The 16,469-nt window shown below is 69.6% G+C and carries 17 protein-coding genes and 1 pseudogene; 10 read left to right on the top strand and 8 right to left on the bottom strand.

Translation table 11 applies throughout. The features are described 5' to 3' along the window. A pseudogene (locus FFK22_RS37440) lies at positions 1-270 on the bottom strand (Na/Pi cotransporter family protein); the annotation flags it as partial. Positions 271-604: 334 nt separating this feature from the next. Here FFK22_RS37440 and FFK22_RS37435 point away from each other — a divergent pair. The 4 genes from FFK22_RS37435 to FFK22_RS37420 are packed head-to-tail and all read left to right on the top strand — an operon-like array spanning position 605 to position 4,778. Next, positions 605-1,546, top strand: coding sequence for an ABC transporter permease (locus FFK22_RS37435; protein WP_221939150.1), 942 nt, complete (start codon positions 605-607; stop codon positions 1,544-1,546). Beyond that, positions 1,546-2,415 carry an ABC transporter permease gene (locus FFK22_RS37430; RefSeq protein ID WP_138893008.1) on the top strand — a complete coding sequence of 290 codons (870 nt, stop codon included), beginning with the start codon at positions 1,546-1,548 and terminating at the stop codon, positions 2,413-2,415. Before FFK22_RS37435 ends, FFK22_RS37430 begins: the two co-directional genes overlap by 1 nt. A gap of 7 nt (positions 2,416-2,422) precedes the next feature. Further along, complete coding sequence (locus FFK22_RS37425) at positions 2,423-3,190, top strand: glycerophosphodiester phosphodiesterase family protein (RefSeq protein ID WP_138893009.1); 768 nt, start codon at positions 2,423-2,425, stop codon at positions 3,188-3,190. Positions 3,191-3,212: 22 nt separating this feature from the next. Next, on the top strand, positions 3,213-4,778 hold the full coding sequence (locus FFK22_RS37420) for an ABC transporter substrate-binding protein (RefSeq protein WP_138893010.1): 1,566 nt from the start codon (positions 3,213-3,215) through the stop codon (positions 4,776-4,778). A 49-nt stretch (positions 4,779-4,827) separates the two neighbouring features. Here the strand turns inward: FFK22_RS37420 and FFK22_RS37415 are convergent, their stop codons facing one another. From FFK22_RS37415 to FFK22_RS37390, 6 genes are all read right to left on the bottom strand, one after another. After that, complete coding sequence (locus tag FFK22_RS37415) at positions 4,828-6,291, bottom strand: alkaline phosphatase family protein (protein ID WP_186002879.1); 1,464 nt, start codon at positions 6,289-6,291, stop codon at positions 4,828-4,830. 30 nt (positions 6,292-6,321) lie between these two features. Next, positions 6,322-7,299 carry an ABC transporter ATP-binding protein gene (locus tag FFK22_RS44610; RefSeq protein ID WP_138893012.1) on the bottom strand — a complete coding sequence of 326 codons (978 nt, stop codon included), beginning with the start codon at positions 7,297-7,299 and terminating at the stop codon, positions 6,322-6,324. Then, positions 7,296-8,393 (bottom strand): ABC transporter ATP-binding protein, encoded by a 1,098-nt coding sequence (locus FFK22_RS44605; RefSeq protein WP_138893013.1) that lies wholly within the window; start codon positions 8,391-8,393, stop codon positions 7,296-7,298. The genes FFK22_RS44610 and FFK22_RS44605 overlap by 4 nt, the downstream gene beginning before the upstream one ends. A 452-nt stretch (positions 8,394-8,845) precedes the next feature. Continuing rightward, positions 8,846-9,178, bottom strand: coding sequence for a cytochrome c (locus tag FFK22_RS37400; protein WP_138893014.1), 333 nt, complete (start codon positions 9,176-9,178; stop codon positions 8,846-8,848). Between the two features lie 12 nt (positions 9,179-9,190). Continuing rightward, entirely contained in the window at positions 9,191-10,435 is a 1,245-nt protein-coding gene (locus FFK22_RS37395) for a molybdopterin-dependent oxidoreductase (RefSeq protein WP_138893015.1), read from the bottom strand. 301 nt (positions 10,436-10,736) lie between these two features. Beyond that, positions 10,737-11,282, bottom strand: coding sequence for a hypothetical protein (locus FFK22_RS37390; protein WP_138893016.1), 546 nt, complete (start codon positions 11,280-11,282; stop codon positions 10,737-10,739). 228 nt (positions 11,283-11,510) lie between these two features. Here FFK22_RS37390 and FFK22_RS37385 point away from each other — a divergent pair, with 228 nt between their 5' ends. Genes FFK22_RS37385 through copC form a run of 5 tightly spaced genes read left to right on the top strand, consistent with a single transcriptional unit; the run spans position 11,511 to position 15,182 of the window. Next, positions 11,511-11,945 (top strand): DUF305 domain-containing protein, encoded by a 435-nt coding sequence (locus FFK22_RS37385; RefSeq protein WP_138893017.1) that lies wholly within the window; start codon positions 11,511-11,513, stop codon positions 11,943-11,945. A 3-nt stretch (positions 11,946-11,948) separates the two neighbouring features. Further along, positions 11,949-13,442 (top strand): YncE family protein, encoded by a 1,494-nt coding sequence (locus FFK22_RS37380; protein ID WP_306770236.1) that lies wholly within the window; start codon positions 11,949-11,951, stop codon positions 13,440-13,442. 54 nt (positions 13,443-13,496) lie between these two features. Then, positions 13,497-14,015, top strand: a complete 519-nt coding sequence (locus tag FFK22_RS37375; RefSeq protein WP_138893018.1) for a sigma-70 family RNA polymerase sigma factor — start codon at positions 13,497-13,499, stop codon at positions 14,013-14,015. Beyond that, a complete protein-coding gene (locus tag FFK22_RS37370) occupies positions 14,012-14,791 on the top strand; it encodes an anti-sigma factor (RefSeq protein WP_138893019.1) in 780 nt (259 codons plus the stop codon). Before FFK22_RS37375 ends, FFK22_RS37370 begins: the two co-directional genes overlap by 4 nt. A gap of 28 nt (positions 14,792-14,819) precedes the next feature. Next, the gene (copC, locus tag FFK22_RS37365) at positions 14,820-15,182 is read left to right on the top strand and encodes a copper homeostasis periplasmic binding protein CopC (RefSeq protein WP_221939149.1); all 363 of its coding nucleotides are present in this window, start codon (positions 14,820-14,822) and stop codon (positions 15,180-15,182) included. Here the strand turns inward: copC and FFK22_RS37360 are convergent. Continuing rightward, positions 15,158-15,646, bottom strand: coding sequence for a hypothetical protein (locus FFK22_RS37360; protein WP_186002878.1), 489 nt, complete (start codon positions 15,644-15,646; stop codon positions 15,158-15,160). The genes copC and FFK22_RS37360 overlap by 25 nt on opposite strands. Positions 15,647-15,731: 85 nt before the next feature. On the opposite strand from FFK22_RS37360, the gene FFK22_RS37355 reads away from it, so the two are divergent. Next, the gene (locus FFK22_RS37355) at positions 15,732-16,052 is read left to right on the top strand and encodes a CopD family protein (protein ID WP_186002877.1); all 321 of its coding nucleotides are present in this window, start codon (positions 15,732-15,734) and stop codon (positions 16,050-16,052) included. The last annotated feature ends 417 nt before the right edge of the window (positions 16,053-16,469 follow it).

Here is a 16,469-nt window from a genome sequence, read left to right as displayed (position 1 = left end):
GCAGCACCCGGCTCTGGCCGTAAGCGATGTTGCTGTCGTAGCGACCGATGAGCTTCGCCCCTTGCGCCCGGTGGCGGTGCTGCTCTGCAGCGCCGCGGTCACTCCGAGCCCGACCAGGAAGGCGTTGAGGCGGTAGTGCAAGCTCCGCCCCAGCACCCGGCGCAGGTTCGAGCCGAAGGCGCGCATCACCCCGGTCGAGACCATGTGAACGCCCCACAGCAGCAGGGCGACATAGCCGGCGAGATTCAGGAGAGTCAGCGTGCCGGTCATGCAGCCGTCGGGGGCATCGCGAGTTTCCTGGATGGCGAGATTGAGGTCCTGGACCCTAGGACCAGAATGCCCACCAGATCCGGCTTGCAACCGTCATGACAGTGGCGAATTTGGGACAAAGCTGGCGCGAGCGCTGACGCGCCGGCCGTCGCCCGCCCTTCGTCACCTTCCCGGTCGGCGGAATGCACTTCCGATTTTATCGACTCTACATGGCGGAATGCCCGGATGACACTTCTCGGAACGAGGTAGGCACTAAACCGGATACCGTCATCAAGAGTTCATCATGCGCCTGTAGATGTGCCGCTTCCGCACCGGAACAGAGGTGGATGGAAGCGTGCTGCGATTCCTGGCCGCGCGGGCAGGCCGTGCCGTACTGACGCTCTTTCTGTGCGTTACGGGGGTGTTCCTGGCCCTGCGCCTGGCCGGAGACCCCGCCGACATCATGCTCTCGATCGACACGCCGCCGGATGTGCGCGCCTATTACCGCGAGCTCTGGGGCCTCGACCGGCCGCTGATCGAACAGTACGAGCTCTACCTCGCCAGCGCGGTCCGGGGCGATTTCGGCGTCTCCTTCGCCGACAACCGCCCAGCCTTCACCGCCGTGGCCGAGGCCCTGCCGAAGACCGCGCTGCTCGGCCTGTCCGCCTTGCTCCTGGCCCTGCTGGTTGGCCTGCCGCTCGGGGTCGTTGCGGCGGTGAGGCACAACAGCGCGATCGACCGGATCGCCATGGCGTCGGCCGTGTTCGGCTACGCCATCCCGATCTTCTTCCTGGGCATCCTGCTGATCCTGCTGTTCGCGCTGAAGCTGCGCGTCCTGCCCTCCGCCGGCTCCGAGACCCCGCTGCACCTGCTACTGCCGATGGTGACGCTCGGCCTGCCGCTGGCCGGGCGGCTGGCCCGCTTCGCCCGCACCTCGACGCTGGAGGTGCTGGGCAAGCCCTTCATCCGGGCCGCGCGCGGGCGGGGCGTGCGGCCGTTCGGCCTGATCGTCCACCATGCCCTGCCGAATGCCGCGGTGCCGCTGCTGATGTTCCTCGGCATCGAGATCGGCGGCATCCTGGCCGGTGGCGCGGTGACGGAGACGATCTTCGCCTGGCCGGGGCTCGGCCGGCTGCTGGTCGATGCCGTTGGGACGCGCGACCTGCCGGTGGTGCAGGCCTGCATCCTGACCATCACCCTGATCATGGTCTCGGCCAACCTGCTGACGGATGTGCTGCACATCCTGATCGATCCGCGCCTCGGCGGCTTCCGGTCGGCCCGGGGGGCCGCGGCCTGATGGCGAGCATTCCATCCGACACGCCGCGGCGGCGGACCGGCCCGGCGATGCCACCGATCGTGACCGCCTCTGCGGCCTTCCTGATCCTGATGGTGCTGGTCGCGGTCTTCGCCGACCAGCTGGCGCCGGTCCATTACGCCGCCCAGAACCTCACCGCCCGCTTCCGGCCGCCGATGTCCGAGGCCGGCGGCATGACCCATCTGCTCGGCACCGACCATCTCGGCCGGGACGTGTTCAGCCGGCTGATCTATGCCACGCGCAGCTCGATCCTGATCGCCGTGCTCGGCACGCTGATCGGGGCGGTCTTTGGCACCATGCTCGGCTTTGTCGCCGCGCGGTTCCGGGGGATGGTCGACCACGCTATCATGATGATGGTCGACGCGCAGGCCGCCATCCCGGCACTGCTGCTGGCGCTGACCATGCTCGCCTTCTTCGGCAACAACCTCGTGCTGTTCGTCATCTTGGTCAGCATCGACGGCTGGGACCGGTACACGAAGCTGACGCGCGGCCTCGTCGTGTCGGAGCAGAAGGCCGACTACATCAACGCGGTGGAGGCGCTGGGGGCCCGGTCGGGGCGGCTGATCCTGCGCCACCTCCTGCCCAACATCATCGCGTCACTGGTGGTGCAGGCGACGCTGAACTTCCCTGGCACGATCCTGCTGGAGACCTCGCTCTCCTTCCTCGGCCTCGGCGTGCAGCCGCCGGGCACCTCGCTGGGGCTGATGCTGGGCGAAGGCCGCCGCTACCTGCTGAACGCCTGGTGGATCGCCACATTCCCGGGCCTGGCGATCTTCCTGACCACGCTGGCCATGAGCCTGTTCGGCGACTGGCTGCGCGACCGGCTCGACCCCACCACCGACAGGAGCTGAGCCTGCCATGATCACCTCGGCCCCGCACCGGCCCCTCGCCATCGCCCATCGCGGCGGCGCCCTGCTGGCGCCCGAGAACACCGCGCAGGCCTTCCGCGCCGCCGCCCTGGCGGGGGCCGACGCGGTCGAGACCGACATCCGCCTCACCCACGACGGCGCCCTGGTCTGCGTCCATGATTCGGACCTCCGGCGCCTGTGCGGCGATCCCCGGGCGGTCGCCGATCTCGACCTGGCGATGCTGCGCCGCCTGCTGCCCCCGGTGATGACGCTGGCGGAGGCGATCGCCGTCTCCGCCCCGCTCGGCCTGCTGCTCGACGTCAAGCGGATGGAGCCGGAGGTGCTGCCGCCGATCCTGGCCGCGGTGCAGGCCGCCGAGGCCGGGCCGCGGACCCTGCTGGGCCTGCGCGATCTCGGCCTGGTCGCCGCCGCCCGGGCGCTGGCTCCCGCCGCCACCATCCTGGCCTTCGCCGCCGACCCCGACAGCGCCGCCGCCGTGCGGGCCGCGGGGGCGGACTGGTTCCGGCTGTGGCAGGGCGACGCGACACCCGAGCGGGCGGCGGCAGTGCGCGCCGCCGGCCTGCGGCTGGCGGTCATGGTCGGCCAGCCCCGCGCCGTGCCGCTGCCGGAGTATCCCCCCTTCCCTGTCGGCACCATCGACCGCGACGGCCTCGAACGCCTGCGGGCCCTGGCGCCCGACGCCATCCTGCTCGACGACCCTCGTCTGCTTGCCGGCGAGACCGAACCGCCCGCCGCGCCGCCGCAGGCGAGCCCCTGACCTTCACTCAAGGAGACCAGAGTTGATCACGATCTCTCGCCGCCGCGTCCTCGAGGGGGCGGCCGCCATGCCGATCCTGCTCAGCGCCGCCTCGCACGGCTTCGCCGCCACCGGCGGCCGCCCGGACTTCACCGTCGCCGTGGCCGACCTGCCGGCGACGCTGGAGCCGGCGCGCGAGCTGTCCAATGTCGGCACACGCGTCACCTATTCGATCTTCGACACGCTGATCCGCCGCGACTTCCTGGGTGCGCCGGATGGCGGCGGGTCGGAACTGAAGCCGCATCTCGCCACCAGATGGGAGCGGGCGTCGCCGTCCGAGCTGATCGTCACGCTGCGCCAGGGCGTGAAGTTCCACAACGGCGACGAGTTGACCTCCGACGACGTCGCCTACACCTTCCGCGAGGGCCGGATGTGGGGCGAGAAGGCGCAGATCCCCGGCGGCCGGCCCTATTTCGGCATCCTGGCGGCGGTCGAGCCGGTCGACCGCTACACCGTCCGCTTCCGCACCAAGGCCCCGGACGTGCTGCTAGAGCAGCGGCTGGCCTCCTGGTGCGCCTGGATCGTCAACAAGCGCGCCTATGAGGAGATGGGCTTCGAGGCCTATTCCCGGCAGCCGGTCGCGACCGGGCCCTACAAGGTGGTGTCGCACAACCCGACCGACGCCACCGCGCTGGAGGCCTTCGACGACTATTTCCTGGGCACGCCCTCGGCCGCGCGGGTGACCTTCAAGCGGGTGCCGGAGCTGGCCGCCCGGGTCGCCGGCCTGGTCGCCGGCGACTACGACCTGATCACCAATGTCCCGCCCGACCAGATGGAGGTCGTCGCCGGATACCCCGACATCGATGTCCGGTCGGTGGTGCTGGCGAATATCCATGTGCTGTGCTTCAGCGGCAAGGACAAGGTGCTGGCCGACAAGCGCATCCGGCAGGCGCTGAGCTGCGCGATCGACCGGCAGCAGCTGGTGGACGCGTTGTGGCAGGGCACGGCCAAGGTGCCGGCCAGCCACAACTATCCGGAATACGGCCAGATGTTCCTCGAGGGCCGCAAGCTGCCCTTCGACCCCGACCGCGCCAAGGCGCTGCTGGCCGAGGCCGGCTACAAGGGCGAGCCGATCGTCTACCGCACCCGGCCGAACTACTACACCAATGCGGTCGAGGCCGGGCAGATCCTGATCGAGCAGTGGAAGGCGGTCGGCATCAACGCCTCGCTGCAGGTGGTCGAGAACGACACCGGCATGCGCGGCCCCGACGCCCAGATCTTCAACTGGTCGAACTCGACCCGGCTGCCGGACCCGCTGGGCGCGCTGTGGATCGCCTGGGGCCCGGGCGGCGAGATCCAGGTCTCGGGCTTCTGGAGCACGCCCGAAGCCTTCAACAAGGCCGGCCGGGCGCTGGAGGCCGAGACCGACCCGGCGAAGCGCAAGGCGCTGTTCGGCGAGATGCTCGATGTCTGGGAGGACGAGGCGCCGGGCACGATCCTGTACCAGCCGAGCGAAGCCTACGCGATCAAGAAGTCGATCGCCTGGCGGCCGACGACCTTCTATTTCATGGATCTGCGGCCCGACAACCTGTCCTTCGGCCAGGCCTGAGGCCTGAGGCCTGGGGCGGACCGGGCGACGGCCCGGTCCGCAGCCGTCCCTACTCGCCGCCCAGGATGAAGCGGCGGCCATCCTGCTCGACGATGTCGACGAATTGGCGGAACGCACCCGTCCCGGCTTCGTGGCGCAGGATCCGCGGCTCCTCCCGCGCGGGGCGGGTCAGGTCGCGGCCCATCATGCTGCCGGCTGGCGCCTCGCCGAGCAGGCCGAGCACGGTCGGGGCGATGTCGATGATCCCGGCGGGCGCGGCCGACAGAGCGCCCTCGCCCGTCCCGGTCGAGACGATCAGCACCGTGTTCAGCTCGTGCCGGTTGATGCCGCCATGCATGCCGCCGCCGAGCGGCACGTCGCCCGGCGTCATGATGCCCTGGCCGGGCAGGCCGTAGCCGTCCAGCGACAGATCCGAACGCAGCACGAACATCAGCTCCGGTTGGCGGTCATGGCCGTTGCCCAGCAGGGTGAGCGACAGGGTTCCGGGAATCTCGCCCTCGGTGCCGTTGGCGCCGCGGGAGAAGACATGGCCGACCTCCGGCTGGTCCATCAGCCAGGCGGCGATGCGCGGCAGGGCGGTTTCGTCCCGGCCGAGCGGCCGGATCTCGCCGCTGCGGCCGCCGGTGGCGGTGAAGGCGGCGCCGTCCAGCCGGTCCTTGAGGCCGATGTCGAAGCCGGCCTTGCCGGCCTCGGCGAATAGCGGATGGATCGTGGTCGCCGAGATCTGGCCGTGGTCGGAGGCGGCGATGACGGCGATGCGGTCGGCGTTCGGCTGGGCGTCGACCCAGTCGAGGATCGTGCCGAAGGCCGCGTCCGCCTCCCGCAGCCCCGCCTTCGCCTCAGGCGAGCCCAGGCCCTTGTAGTGGTAAGTCGTGTCCGGCTCGTTGAACCAGACCAGGGCCGCGTCGGGCTTCAGCACCGGCAGCACATGCTCCGCCATCACCCGCCCGGCATAGCGCAGCTCGTCCAGGCGCGGCAGCTGGCGCGCCGGCAGCGGCCCCAGGCGCTGTATCACCTCGGCGATCGTCTCCGGGGTCTGGGTGCCGTCCTCGCCGGAGATCGAAAAGGTCCAGTGCCCGTTGCGACGAGTGCGGGGGTTGATGAAATAGGTCGAGCCGGCCGATCCGGTGTGGACCACCGCCAGCCGCCGCCCGGCCCGGGCTAGGCGGTCGCCGAAGGTGTCGACATCGACCAGGCGCCCGTCGTGATGGGCGTCGACCTGGCGGATCAGCTCGCCCTGGCCAGTGTCGAACACCCGGCCGGGCAGCGCCGCCGGATGGTAGAAGGCGTTGCCGACGATGCCGTGCATGGTGGGCGGCGCGCCGGTCGCGATCGAGCTGGTGGCGACGCGCGTCACTGACGGGAACACGCTGCGCGCCTCGCGGAACCAGGTGCCCCGGGCGGCCAGCCGCAGCAGATTGGGCGTCAGCTCGGGCGTCACCATGTCCGGGCGCAGCCCGTCGAACACCGCCACGATGACCTGGTCGGCGGTCGGCCTTTCATCACGAGTCATGAACATCTTTCTCGGAAGAACGGGAAGGAATCAGGCAGCTGCGGCCCGGGAATCGGCCGGGACCAGATGACAGGCGGCCAGCCTCCCGTCCGGCGCCGGGCGCAGGGCCGGCGCTTCGGTCCGGCAGAGCGGCAGCGCCCGCGGGCAGCGGGGATGGAAGGCGCAGCCCGAGGGCCGGTCCACCGGGTTCGGCGGGTCGCCGGCCAGGACGATGCGCTCGCGCCGCCGCGGCCGCAGCCCCGGCACGGCGGAGACCAGGGCTTCGGTGTAGGGATGGGCCGGCGCGTGGAACAGCTGGTCGGGCCGCCCCAGCTCGACGATCCGCCCGAGATACATCACCGCGACCTCGTCGGCGACCTGCCGGACCACCTTCAGGTCGTGGCTGATGAACAGATAGGCGATACCCGTGCGTGCCTGCAGGTCCTGCAGCAGGTTGATCACCTGCGCCGCCACCGAGACGTCCAGCGCCGAGACGGCCTCGTCGCAGACCACCAGCTTCGGATCGAGGATCAGCGCCCGCGCGATGACCACGCGCTGGCGCTGGCCGCCCGACAGCTCGTGCGGATGGCGGCCGAACAGCTCGGGGCGCAGCCCGACGGCGTCGAACAGCGACAGGGCCCGGTCCTGGCGCGCGGTGTCGCCGGCCTCGAGGCCGTGGATCGCCAGCGGCTCCAGCACCTGCTCGCCGACCGTCAGGCGCCGGTCCAGCGCGGCCATCGGGTCCTGGTAGATCATCTGCATCGACCGGCGCTGGTCGCGCCACCGGGCGTCGCGCAAAGCCGTCACCGGCTCTCCGTCAAAGGCGATGCGGCCCGAGCTGGCCGGGATCATCCCCAGCACCAGCTTCGCGGTGGTCGACTTGCCGCAGCCGGATTCCCCGACGATGCCGAGCGTACTCCCGGCCGCCAGCGTGAAGCCGACCCCGTCGACCGCATGCAGGATCCCGCCGCGGCGACCGGCGACCGGGTACTGCTTGGCCAGTCGCTCGACCGACAGGAGGGCGGTCATGCCAGGGCCTCCTCGCGCCGCCGTGGGGCGGGAACGGCCGCATCTGCGGCGGAGAGCACGTCGAGCCTGAGACAGGCTGCCAGGCGCTGCGGCCCGCCGGCCACGGTCAGCGGCGGCACGATCCGGCCGCACAGCGCCGCGGCCGACGGGCAGCGCGGCGCGAAAGCACATCCCGGCGGCAGCGCCTGTGGCGCCGGCACCGTACCCGGCAGCGGGCGCAGCCGTGTGCGCGGCCCATCGAGGTCCGGCAGCGCCCCCAGCAGCCCGCGCGTGTAGGGGTGGCGCGGATCGCCGAGCAGGTCGTCGGTCGGCCCGGTCTCGACGACGCGGCCGGCATACATCACGGCGATGCGGTCGCACAGCTCGGCCACCACGCCGAGATCGTGCGAGATCAGCACCAGCGCCATGCCGGTGTCCCGCCGGATGTCGTGCAGCAGGTCGAGGATCTGGGCCTGGATGGTCGCGTCCAGCGCGGTCGTCGGCTCGTCCGCGACCAGCAGGTCGGGCCCGCCGGCCAGGGCGATCGCGATCATCACCCGCTGATTCGTGCCGCCCGACAGCTCGTGCGGGTACTGCCGCAGGCGGCGCCGGGCGTCGGCGATGCCGACCCGGTCGAGCAGCCGCAGCGCCTCCGCCTCGGCCGCGGCGCCCCGCAGGCCGCGATGCAGCCGCAGCGCCTCACCGATCTGCCGGGCGATGCGGTGGACAGGGTTGAGCGAGCTCGTCGGGTCCTGGAAGACGAGGCCGATCCGGCCGCCGCGGATGGCCGCCAGGTCGCGCTCGGCCAGCGCCGCCAAGTCGCGACCGTCCAAGAGGACGCGGCCGGAGGTGACGGCCTGCCGGCCGAGCAGTCGGAGGGCCGCGAGCCAGGTCACGCTCTTGCCGCAGCCGGATTCGCCGACGATACCCAGGGCCTCGCCCGGCGCGACCGCCAGGTCGATGCCGTGGACCACCGGCACCCGTTCTCCACCGCTCAGAAAGCCGACGGAGAAGGATTCGAGCGCCAGCAGGGAGGCCGCGGCGAGGCTTCGGGGACGTAAGGTCGCCGACGCGGGCGCCTGCGGTGTGGGGGTGTCGGTCTCGCGATCATGCATTTCGCCCTGGGGTTTAGTACGGGCATGATGACCGGATGATGACGGCCTCACGTCTTTGATCTGGGATCAAGTCACAGGGAAGCGCATGCCATCTTTCAGGTTGAGCGCGTCCGCGGCGCGCCGACTGTGTTGAAAAAATCGGAACGCTATTTTCGAACGCAACAAACAGCTCAGAGACAGGCGGCCGGAGAGCGAGAAGATGCTATATGGCCGCCGGATCTGCAGCAAACTTGCTCGACTTTGCGCTCCAAGTAGTCATTCGGGGCCTTTTCAACGATATCCGCTAATAGCGGTCGTCGCAGCGAAGACTCCGAACCGGACATCGCTCAACGCAGCACTTGGTGCTCCAATCCGGCAGCATTTTCCCGCTCCGATGGCGCCCGAAGCGGACTGTGTCCGGGCATCTCCGAAGCGGACAGTGTTGGGATGGACTGACAGGGACCGCTCCGTTGTCACTTTCCAGGCTGAAATTTGGCTAAATAGTCGACGATCGGAGCGACATCCTCCGGCGCCACGGGCGCCTTGTAGGTGCTGATCATCTTATTCACCTCGGCCTCCCAGGCCGTCTTGGGAAGCGCTGGCTGGTTGAGCACCATGTCGGCGGAGTGACAGGCCAGGCAGTTGTTGTTGATCGCATCTGCCTCAGATCCTCCCGGGAACATCTGGTCGCTGTCGGGAAGATCGATCGAGACGGATTTCGGCTGGAACGAGTCGGCCGCCTCGACGGTCCAGGCTGCCAAAGCAATCCCCAAGAGACCAGTAGCGAACGACAGAGTGCGAAGCATGTCCGGACCTCCTCAGACCGCCGTGATTTCGGTAGCTTCGATGACATTGCGCATGAAGCCGGCGGGGTTCCAGTTGGGGACGTCAGGCTGCGCCTCGCCCTTGGTATTAGTGCAGCGGACTGCGACAGTGTACCTGCCAGGGAACGACGGCGTGAACTCGGCGTTCCACGCCCGGAAGCCATATTGGCCCTGGTCGGCACCGAGCTGTGCCGGCTGCCAGCTCGTGCCGCCGTCAATCGAGACATCCACGGCCGAGACGCCGCTATCGCCGCCGAAGGCTATTCCGCGTAGTTCTGTCGGCTTACCTGCCGGCAGGCTGGCGCCGGCGGCGATGCTGGTGACGAAAGACCGGGGCACCATGCGGTTGATCGGCACCACCGGCACGCCGGTCTGGCCTGGCTTGATGTTAGCGCGCGGCGTGTCGGGAATGGTGTAGGCGGTCTTGGTCCAGTAGTTGGTGTCGGGCTGGTCGAGCACCTCGATGTCGCTCAGCATCTTGACCCAGTAGGTCGCATACCAGCCCGGCACCACCAGGCGCAGCGGGAAGCCGTTCAGCAGCGGCAACTGCTCCCCGTTCATGGCGTAGGCGATCATCACCTCACCGTCGCGGGCATGGTCGATGGCGAGTGACTTCATGAAGTGCGGCGCGTCATCGACCACCGGCTCATCCAGGCCACGGAGGCGCACCTGGACAGCGCCCGGCTTGACTCCGGCCCGGTCGAGCACATCCTTCAGCCGCACGCCGGCCCAGAGCGCATTCCCCATGGCGCCGTTCGCCCACTGCGCCCCCGGCACCCGCGGCTGATAGAAGCCACGGGAGTTGCCGGAACACTGATTGACCGCCGCGAGCTCGACCCGAGGAAAGTTGCGCAGAAGGTCGTTCAGCGACAGGGACAGGGTTTGGGTGACGTGCCCGCGCACCGTAAGGGTGAAGCTGCCGACATCGATCGCCGTCGGGATGACCGCCCAGTGCCAGCGGACATAGAACCGGTCGCTCGGAGTGAACACACCCTGGTCGAAAACCTCCCAGGGTGTCTCGAGAAGTGGCGGCCGGGTCCGCTGCAGGATCATCGATCCCTTCTCGGGAAAGGCGGTCGTGATCGGCCGCTCATCGGGGCCGCCGGGGAGCGGAAGCTTGATCGCCGTCTGCGCCCAGGAGGGGGCGGACAACAGGGTCAACCCACCGAGGCCAGCCGCACCGAGCAGTTGGCGACGGCTCAGCCCGGTTCGGGCCTGATCACCCAGCACTGAAGACATCATTGAGTTCCTTTGCGCGATGGCAGGAGGCTGAGCTATGAGACGACTTGGGCATCGTCCGCCCCGGCTGCCATCAATGGTTCGCCGATCATCTCGCCGGCAGTCCGATCGATCCAACGGATTGGTTTGATCATTTTGACCGAAAGAGGTGATCGAGATGGGCGTCGGGCTTGCGCAGTTCACACGCCGAGACTGCCCTGCCGACCCGAGGGAAGACCCTGGAAGACTCGGCGCGAAGTTGTATGCCCGGCCTCACCAACGTCATGGTCGGGTCTCATGATTGCCACCTGATGTCCGGCGGTCACAAATACAGCAACCGTTGCGTCAGATCCCGGATCAGGTCGGTGAAGCCCAGATCGTCCGGCCCGGACGCCTGGTCGAGATAGCCGGTAGCGGCAGATTGCGCCTGCCCGTTGAGACAGGCGGCAGCGCGCACCACGATCGGCCTTTTCGCCATGTCGGTGCTGACCGCGCGGCCGCTGCATAAAGACCCAGGCAGCAAATCGGGTGTCGGATTGAAGGCCAGTGCGAGATAAGAGCCACGCTTTGCGGCAGGTCCGACCGCCGGCGTTGGGACAGACACGTAGCGGGTCCGGCCGCCGCCAAACGTCGCCGTTATGATCTGTGTCACGGCGCCAGCGAATTCCGGCGTTTCAAACGGATTGCCCTGCACCGAGACGCGTATGGTCGCCGCGCCCGAAGTGGGGGCGAACGGGATGAGTGAAATCGGGTCGATGTCGTCCGACACCACCCGTGGCCCAATCGCAAGGGCGGGAGGGGTGACGCAGACGAGAGCGATGGCGGCCGCAATGAGCAACCGTGGGAACGAGAAAGCTGGAAAGCTCATGGCGATATCCTGAGTACATCGTGAAGACGACGCGCTAAGGACCTCGCGGACGCCGGACCTATTCCAACCCGCTCGATGAATCTTTCTTCATCTTCGGCGGCGGCACCATTTGGGATCTCCTTCGGCCTGAAGAAGGATCAAATAAATTCAAGCCTCCGGGAATAAAGCCCGAGGGTCAGTGTCTCATCCGTCACGGTGGCTAAATCGCCCCCTCCCACGGAGATTCCGATGCTGCCCTCTCGCTTCCTTCCCAGCCCGTCGACGGTCGTCGTCGCCACGCTGCTGCTCGGCGTCGCCGGCGCCTGGGCCGCAGGGACGGCGGACGAGGCCCCGTACCTAGCCGAGAACGACGCCGCCATGACGAAGATGATGGACGCCATGACGATCAAGCCGAGCGGCGATGTCGATGCCGACTTCGTCGCCATGATGGTCCCGCACCACCAGGGCGCGATCGACATGGCCCAGGCCGAGCTGCGCTACGGCCGCAACGAGCAGCTGCGCCGCATCGCTCAGGAGATCATAGTCGAGCAGCAGCAGGAGATCGCGGCGATGCGCCTGGCGCTGGGCCAGACGCTGCCGCCCTCCGCCCCCGCGCCCGATCAAATCGTCCCGCCCACCGGCCACACCGCTGGCCCTTCCATGCCCATGCATATGGAGCACTGATCCGTGACCCGCCGCCTCCTGCTGTCCGCGCTCATGGCCGCCTCGGCCGCCGCCACCACGATTTTAGCCGCCGCGCCCGCCGCCTTTGCCGGGCAGGCGCCCTTCGCCGCCTCGGCTCCCGACATCCGGGTCAGCCACAAGGACCGGGTCTATGCCGCCGAGCAGTTCTCCAACACCGTCTCGGTCACCGACCCGGTCGACAACAGGCTGCTCGGGGTGATCCGCCTGGGCGACCCGCAGCCGACCAATTTCAGCCCGCTGTACCGCGGCCAGCTTCTGGTGCACGGCATGGGCTTCTCGCCCGACCACCGCACCATCGCCGTGGTCTCGATCGGCTCGAACTCCGTCACCTTCATCGACACCGCGACCAACACGGTGAAGCACACCACCTATGTCGGCCGGTCGCCGCACGAGGCCTTCTTCACGCCGGACGGCAAGGAAGTCTGGGTCACGGTGCGCGGCGAGAACTACATCGCCGTGCTCGACGGCCAGACCTATGAGGAGACGGCCCGGATCATCGTGCCGGCCGGGCCGGGCATGCAGATCTTCTCGCCGGACGGCAAGTACGGCTATGTCTGCTCCTCGTTCAATCCGGAGACAGTGGTGGTCTCGGTGGCCGACCACAAGATCGTCGGCCATGTCCAGCAGGCCAGCCCGTTCTGCCCGAACATCGCTGCAACGCCGGACGGCACCCAGGTCTGGTTCACGCTGAAGGACATTGGCAAGACCCAGGTGTTCGATGCCAAGCCGCCGTTCAAGCTGCTGACCACGATCGACACCGGGCCGATCACCAACCACGTCAACATCGTCCGCAACCGGAACGGCAGCTTCGCCTACATCACCGTGGGCGGGCTGAACCAGGTCCAGGTGTTCCGCACCGACGACTTCAGCAAGGTCGCGACCATCCCGGTCGGCAACCTGCCGCACGGCATCTGGCCGTCGGGCGACGGCACCCGGGTCTATGTCGGTATCGAGAACGGCGACGAGCTGACCGCGATCGACACCCTGACCAACACGGTGGTCGGCTCGGTGCCGATCGGCCAGGCGCCGCAGGCGGTAAACTACGTGCCCGACGCGGTGCCCTCGGGCGACGGCACCCAGAACCTGCAGCCGCTCGGCATCGCCGGCCAGACCGCGCATCTGTCGATGGTGGCGCTGCAGGACGGCGAGGCGGCTGCCCCGACCACCGGCCCGGCGCCGACCAGCGTGTCGCTGTTCGACCAGGGGCTGACCCAGGTGCTGCAGGCCTCGGCCACCGGGCTGCAGCCGAAGCAGCCCTACGTCCTGGCGCTGTCCGCCCAGGCCGATGGCGGCGGGGCGCTGCAGCCGCTGGCCGCCTTCATGACCAACCCGGCCGGTTCCGCTATCGTCAACGCGCTGGGGCCGATCCGCCAGGTGGTGCAGGGCCAGGCGGATGCGGCGCGACGCTGGCTGGTGATCGCGCCCGGCACCGCCGGGCGGGCCGGCGCGCCGGTGCAGATCCAGTCGCAGCCGTGAACGGAGCCTCCCGCCGCCGAACACGGACGGCTGGAGGATCGAAAGAGGCCGGCCATGAAAGATATGATGCTCCTGGTCGAACCGCTGATCCCGGCCCTGCGGCGCTATGCCCGGTCGCTGATGCGGGCCGATGCCGCCGGGGCCGACGACCTGGTGCAGGACTGCCTGGAACGGGCGATCACCCGATGGCACCAGCGCCGCGCCGACGGCGACGCCCGGACCTGGCTGTTTACCATCCTGCACAACCTCGCGGTCAACCGGATGCGGCAGCGCGCCCGCCGCGGCCGGGACGTGCCGATCGAGGACGCGGCCGAGGCCGCCACCGCCCGCCCGCCGACGCAGGAGGCCGGGCTGCGGCACAGTGAGCTGCTGCGGGCGCTGGACCAGCTGCCGGAGGAGCAGCGCAGCGTGCTGCTGCTGGTCTCGGTCGAGGACCTCTCCTATGCCGAGGCGGCGACGGTGCTGGACGTGCCGATCGGCACCGTCATGTCCCGCCTGTCCCGGGGGCGGGAGCGGCTGCTGCGGATCATGGAGGCGGAGAGCCGGCCGACGACTCTGCGGAGAGTGAAATGAGTCCGATCACCGAAGACGATCTGCACGGCTATGTCGACCGGGTCCTGGCGCCGGAGCGCCGGGCCGAGGTCGAGGCCTATCTGGCGGAGCATCCGGAGGTGGCGCGCCGGGTCGCCGGCTACGCCGCCCAGCGCGACGGCCTGCGTGAGGCGCTGGGCCCGGTTGCCGAGGAGCCGGTGCCGCCGCAGCTGTCGCTGGCCCGGATGATCGAGGCTCGGCGGCGGCCGTCGGTCTGGCATCGGCCGTGGCAGGCCATCGCCGCGGCGGTGCTGCTGCTGGCGATCGGCGGCGCCGGCGGCTGGGCCTGGCGCGGCCTGGCCGCGCCGCCGCGATCCGGCATCGCCGCCCTGGCCCGGGAGGGCGCCGAGAACTACGCGGTCTATGCCGCCGATCACAGCCGGGCGGTCGAGCTCGGCGCGGCCGATCGGCCGCAGCTGGTCCGCTGGCTGTCCGACCGGCTGCAGCGCCCCGTGGCGGTACCGGACCTGGCGCAGGCGGGCTACCGTTTCATGGGCGGTCGGCTGGTGGCGACGCCGCACGGCCCGGCCGGCCTGCTGATGTATGACGACGACCGGGGCACGCGCCTCGCCATGCTGGTCCGGCCGATGGAGATCGAGGGCGATACGCCGATGTCCGAGCACAGCCAGGGCGACGTCTCCGGTGTCACTTGGGCCGACCAGGGGCTTGGCTACACCCTGGTCGGCGACCGCCCGGCCGACGTGCTTCACCCCCTGGCGGATGAGGTGCGCCGCCAGATCCGCGCCGGCGAGACCTGAACTCGCTTCCCTTCGAGGAGAGATTCCGGTGAACCGCTTCCGTCTGGGTGCGCTTGCCGCGCTGCTCGGCCTCGGCCTGGCCGGCCCGGCCTTCGCCCATGTCCATCTGACCTCGTCCGTGCCGGCCCAGAACGCCACGGTGGCGGCGCCGTCGGCGCTGCGGCTGGGCTTCTCCGAGGGTCTGGATCTGCGCTTCACAGGGATCGAGGTCACCGGCCCCGACGGCGCCGTGGTGCCGACCGGCGACGCGACGCTGGACCCGGCCGGGACCACCCTGATCGTGCCGGTGACGGGCGCGCTACCGGCCGGCCCCTACACCGTCGACTGGCGCGCTTTGTCGAAGGACGGCCACACCACCAAGGGCAGCTACGTCTTCACGGTCGGTCCGTGACCTGGCTGGACGGTGCGCTGGCCGCCTGCCGGCTGGTGCATTATACCGCCCTGGTCCTGGTCTTCGGCACCGCGGTGTTCCTGCGCGGGCTGGCCGCGCCGGATCTGGCTGCGCCGATCGGCCGGGCGCTTCGCATCCCGGTCCGGCTCGGCCTCCTGCTGGCGGCGGCCACGACCTCGCTGTGGCTGCCGCTGCAGGTGGCGGAGATCGGCGGCGGCTGGGACGGCGCTACGGATCCCGGCACGCTCTCCGCCGTCCTGCTCGACACCGGCTTCGGCCACGCCTGGCTCTGCCGTGCCGTGCTGTCGATGCCGCTGCCGATCCTCGCCGCTGCCTGGCCGCGCCGGATCGGCGCCGCCGCCCTGGCCGCGGGGCTGCTGCTCGCCAGCCTGGCGCTGGCCGGCCATGCCGCGATGCAGGACGGGGCGGCGGGCCTGCTGCACCGCCTCAACCAGATCGTCCACGTGCTCCCCGGCGGCTTCTGGCTGGGCGCCCTGGTGCCCTTCGCGCTGTGCCTGCCGCGGCTGCGCGACCCCGACCTGCGGTGGGATGCGATCCCGCTTCTCGACCGCCGGCCATGCCGCGGTGGCGGCGGTGTTGGCCGGCGGGATCGTCAACATCGCCCTGGTGCTCGGCTGCTGGCCGACCGACTGGTCGTCGCTCTACCAGGCCCTGCTGGCCTGCAAGATCGCACTTGTGCTGGCGATGACCGGCCTTGCCGTCGTCAACCGCTACATCTTCGTGCCACGGATCGGCCAATCGAATGGTACCGCGGTTCGGGCGGTCCGCACTGGCGCCATCGCCGAGATCCTGCTTGGCGCGGCGGTCTTGGCCCTGGTCGCGACGTTTGGCTTGCTGGACCCCGCCTGACACGTTGTCCATCAGTAAGCGCACGTCCAGGGTCTCCTGTCGGTCTACTCCAGACGGAACTTGGACTCCGGGATTGGGAGAAGGAACGGCCGTGCGCCGCCACCGGCCAAAAGCTACGTGCCCCCGATGGCGAGCCTTCCACCGGGTCTCCTGCGACCGGCCCTCACCTGCCAAACTGATCCGGCAGGAGGGCGCCAACACCGGCCATACCACCGGCGTCTCCGAAGCGGACTGGGGCAATCTGGCGGAGCCGCCGGCCCGCTCCCGAAGCTCTAGGCTATTTGGAGCGGGCCAGCGTCGGGCGCCGGTTGTCGATGACGTTCGCCCGCGTGACATAGGATCCTATTCAGCTGCGAATGTCTACCGATCGAGCCTGCTTGGCCCGACTGGAGCGCGCCAAAGGACTAAGCCGCTGTG

Origin of the sequence: Mycobacterium sp. KBS0706 (assembly GCF_005938675.2) — a bacterium.
Taxonomy (GTDB): domain Bacteria; phylum Pseudomonadota; class Alphaproteobacteria; order DSM-16000; family Inquilinaceae; genus Inquilinus.
The sequence above is the reverse complement of the archived record's forward strand: the minus strand, read 5'-3'. Positions and strand labels throughout refer to the sequence as shown.

Bases quoted from the DNA above. Each gene is read 5' to 3' on its own strand.
- FFK22_RS37385 (WP_138893017.1), top strand. From the start codon at position 11,511: ATGCTGCCCTCTCGCTTCCTTCCCAGCCCGTCGACGGTCGTCGTCGCC.
- FFK22_RS37370 (WP_138893019.1), top strand. From the start codon at position 14,012: ATGAGTCCGATCACCGAAGACGATCTGCACGGCTATGTCGACCGGGTC.
- FFK22_RS44610 (WP_138893012.1), bottom strand. From the start codon at position 7,299: ATGACCGCCCTCCTGTCGGTCGAGCGACTGGCCAAGCAGTACCCGGTC.
- FFK22_RS37375 (WP_138893018.1), top strand. From the start codon at position 13,497: ATGAAAGATATGATGCTCCTGGTCGAACCGCTGATCCCGGCCCTGCGG.
- FFK22_RS37400 (WP_138893014.1), bottom strand. From the start codon at position 9,178: ATGCTTCGCACTCTGTCGTTCGCTACTGGTCTCTTGGGGATTGCTTTG.
- FFK22_RS44605 (WP_138893013.1), bottom strand. From the start codon at position 8,393: ATGCATGATCGCGAGACCGACACCCCCACACCGCAGGCGCCCGCGTCG.
- FFK22_RS37395 (WP_138893015.1), bottom strand. From the start codon at position 10,435: ATGTCTTCAGTGCTGGGTGATCAGGCCCGAACCGGGCTGAGCCGTCGC.
- FFK22_RS37430 (WP_138893008.1), top strand. From the start codon at position 1,546: ATGGCGAGCATTCCATCCGACACGCCGCGGCGGCGGACCGGCCCGGCG.
- FFK22_RS37425 (WP_138893009.1), top strand. From the start codon at position 2,423: ATGATCACCTCGGCCCCGCACCGGCCCCTCGCCATCGCCCATCGCGGC.
- FFK22_RS37415 (WP_186002879.1), bottom strand. From the start codon at position 6,291: ATGACTCGTGATGAAAGGCCGACCGCCGACCAGGTCATCGTGGCGGTG.
- FFK22_RS37390 (WP_138893016.1), bottom strand. From the start codon at position 11,282: ATGAGCTTTCCAGCTTTCTCGTTCCCACGGTTGCTCATTGCGGCCGCC.
- FFK22_RS37355 (WP_186002877.1), top strand. From the start codon at position 15,732: ATGCGATCCCGCTTCTCGACCGCCGGCCATGCCGCGGTGGCGGCGGTG.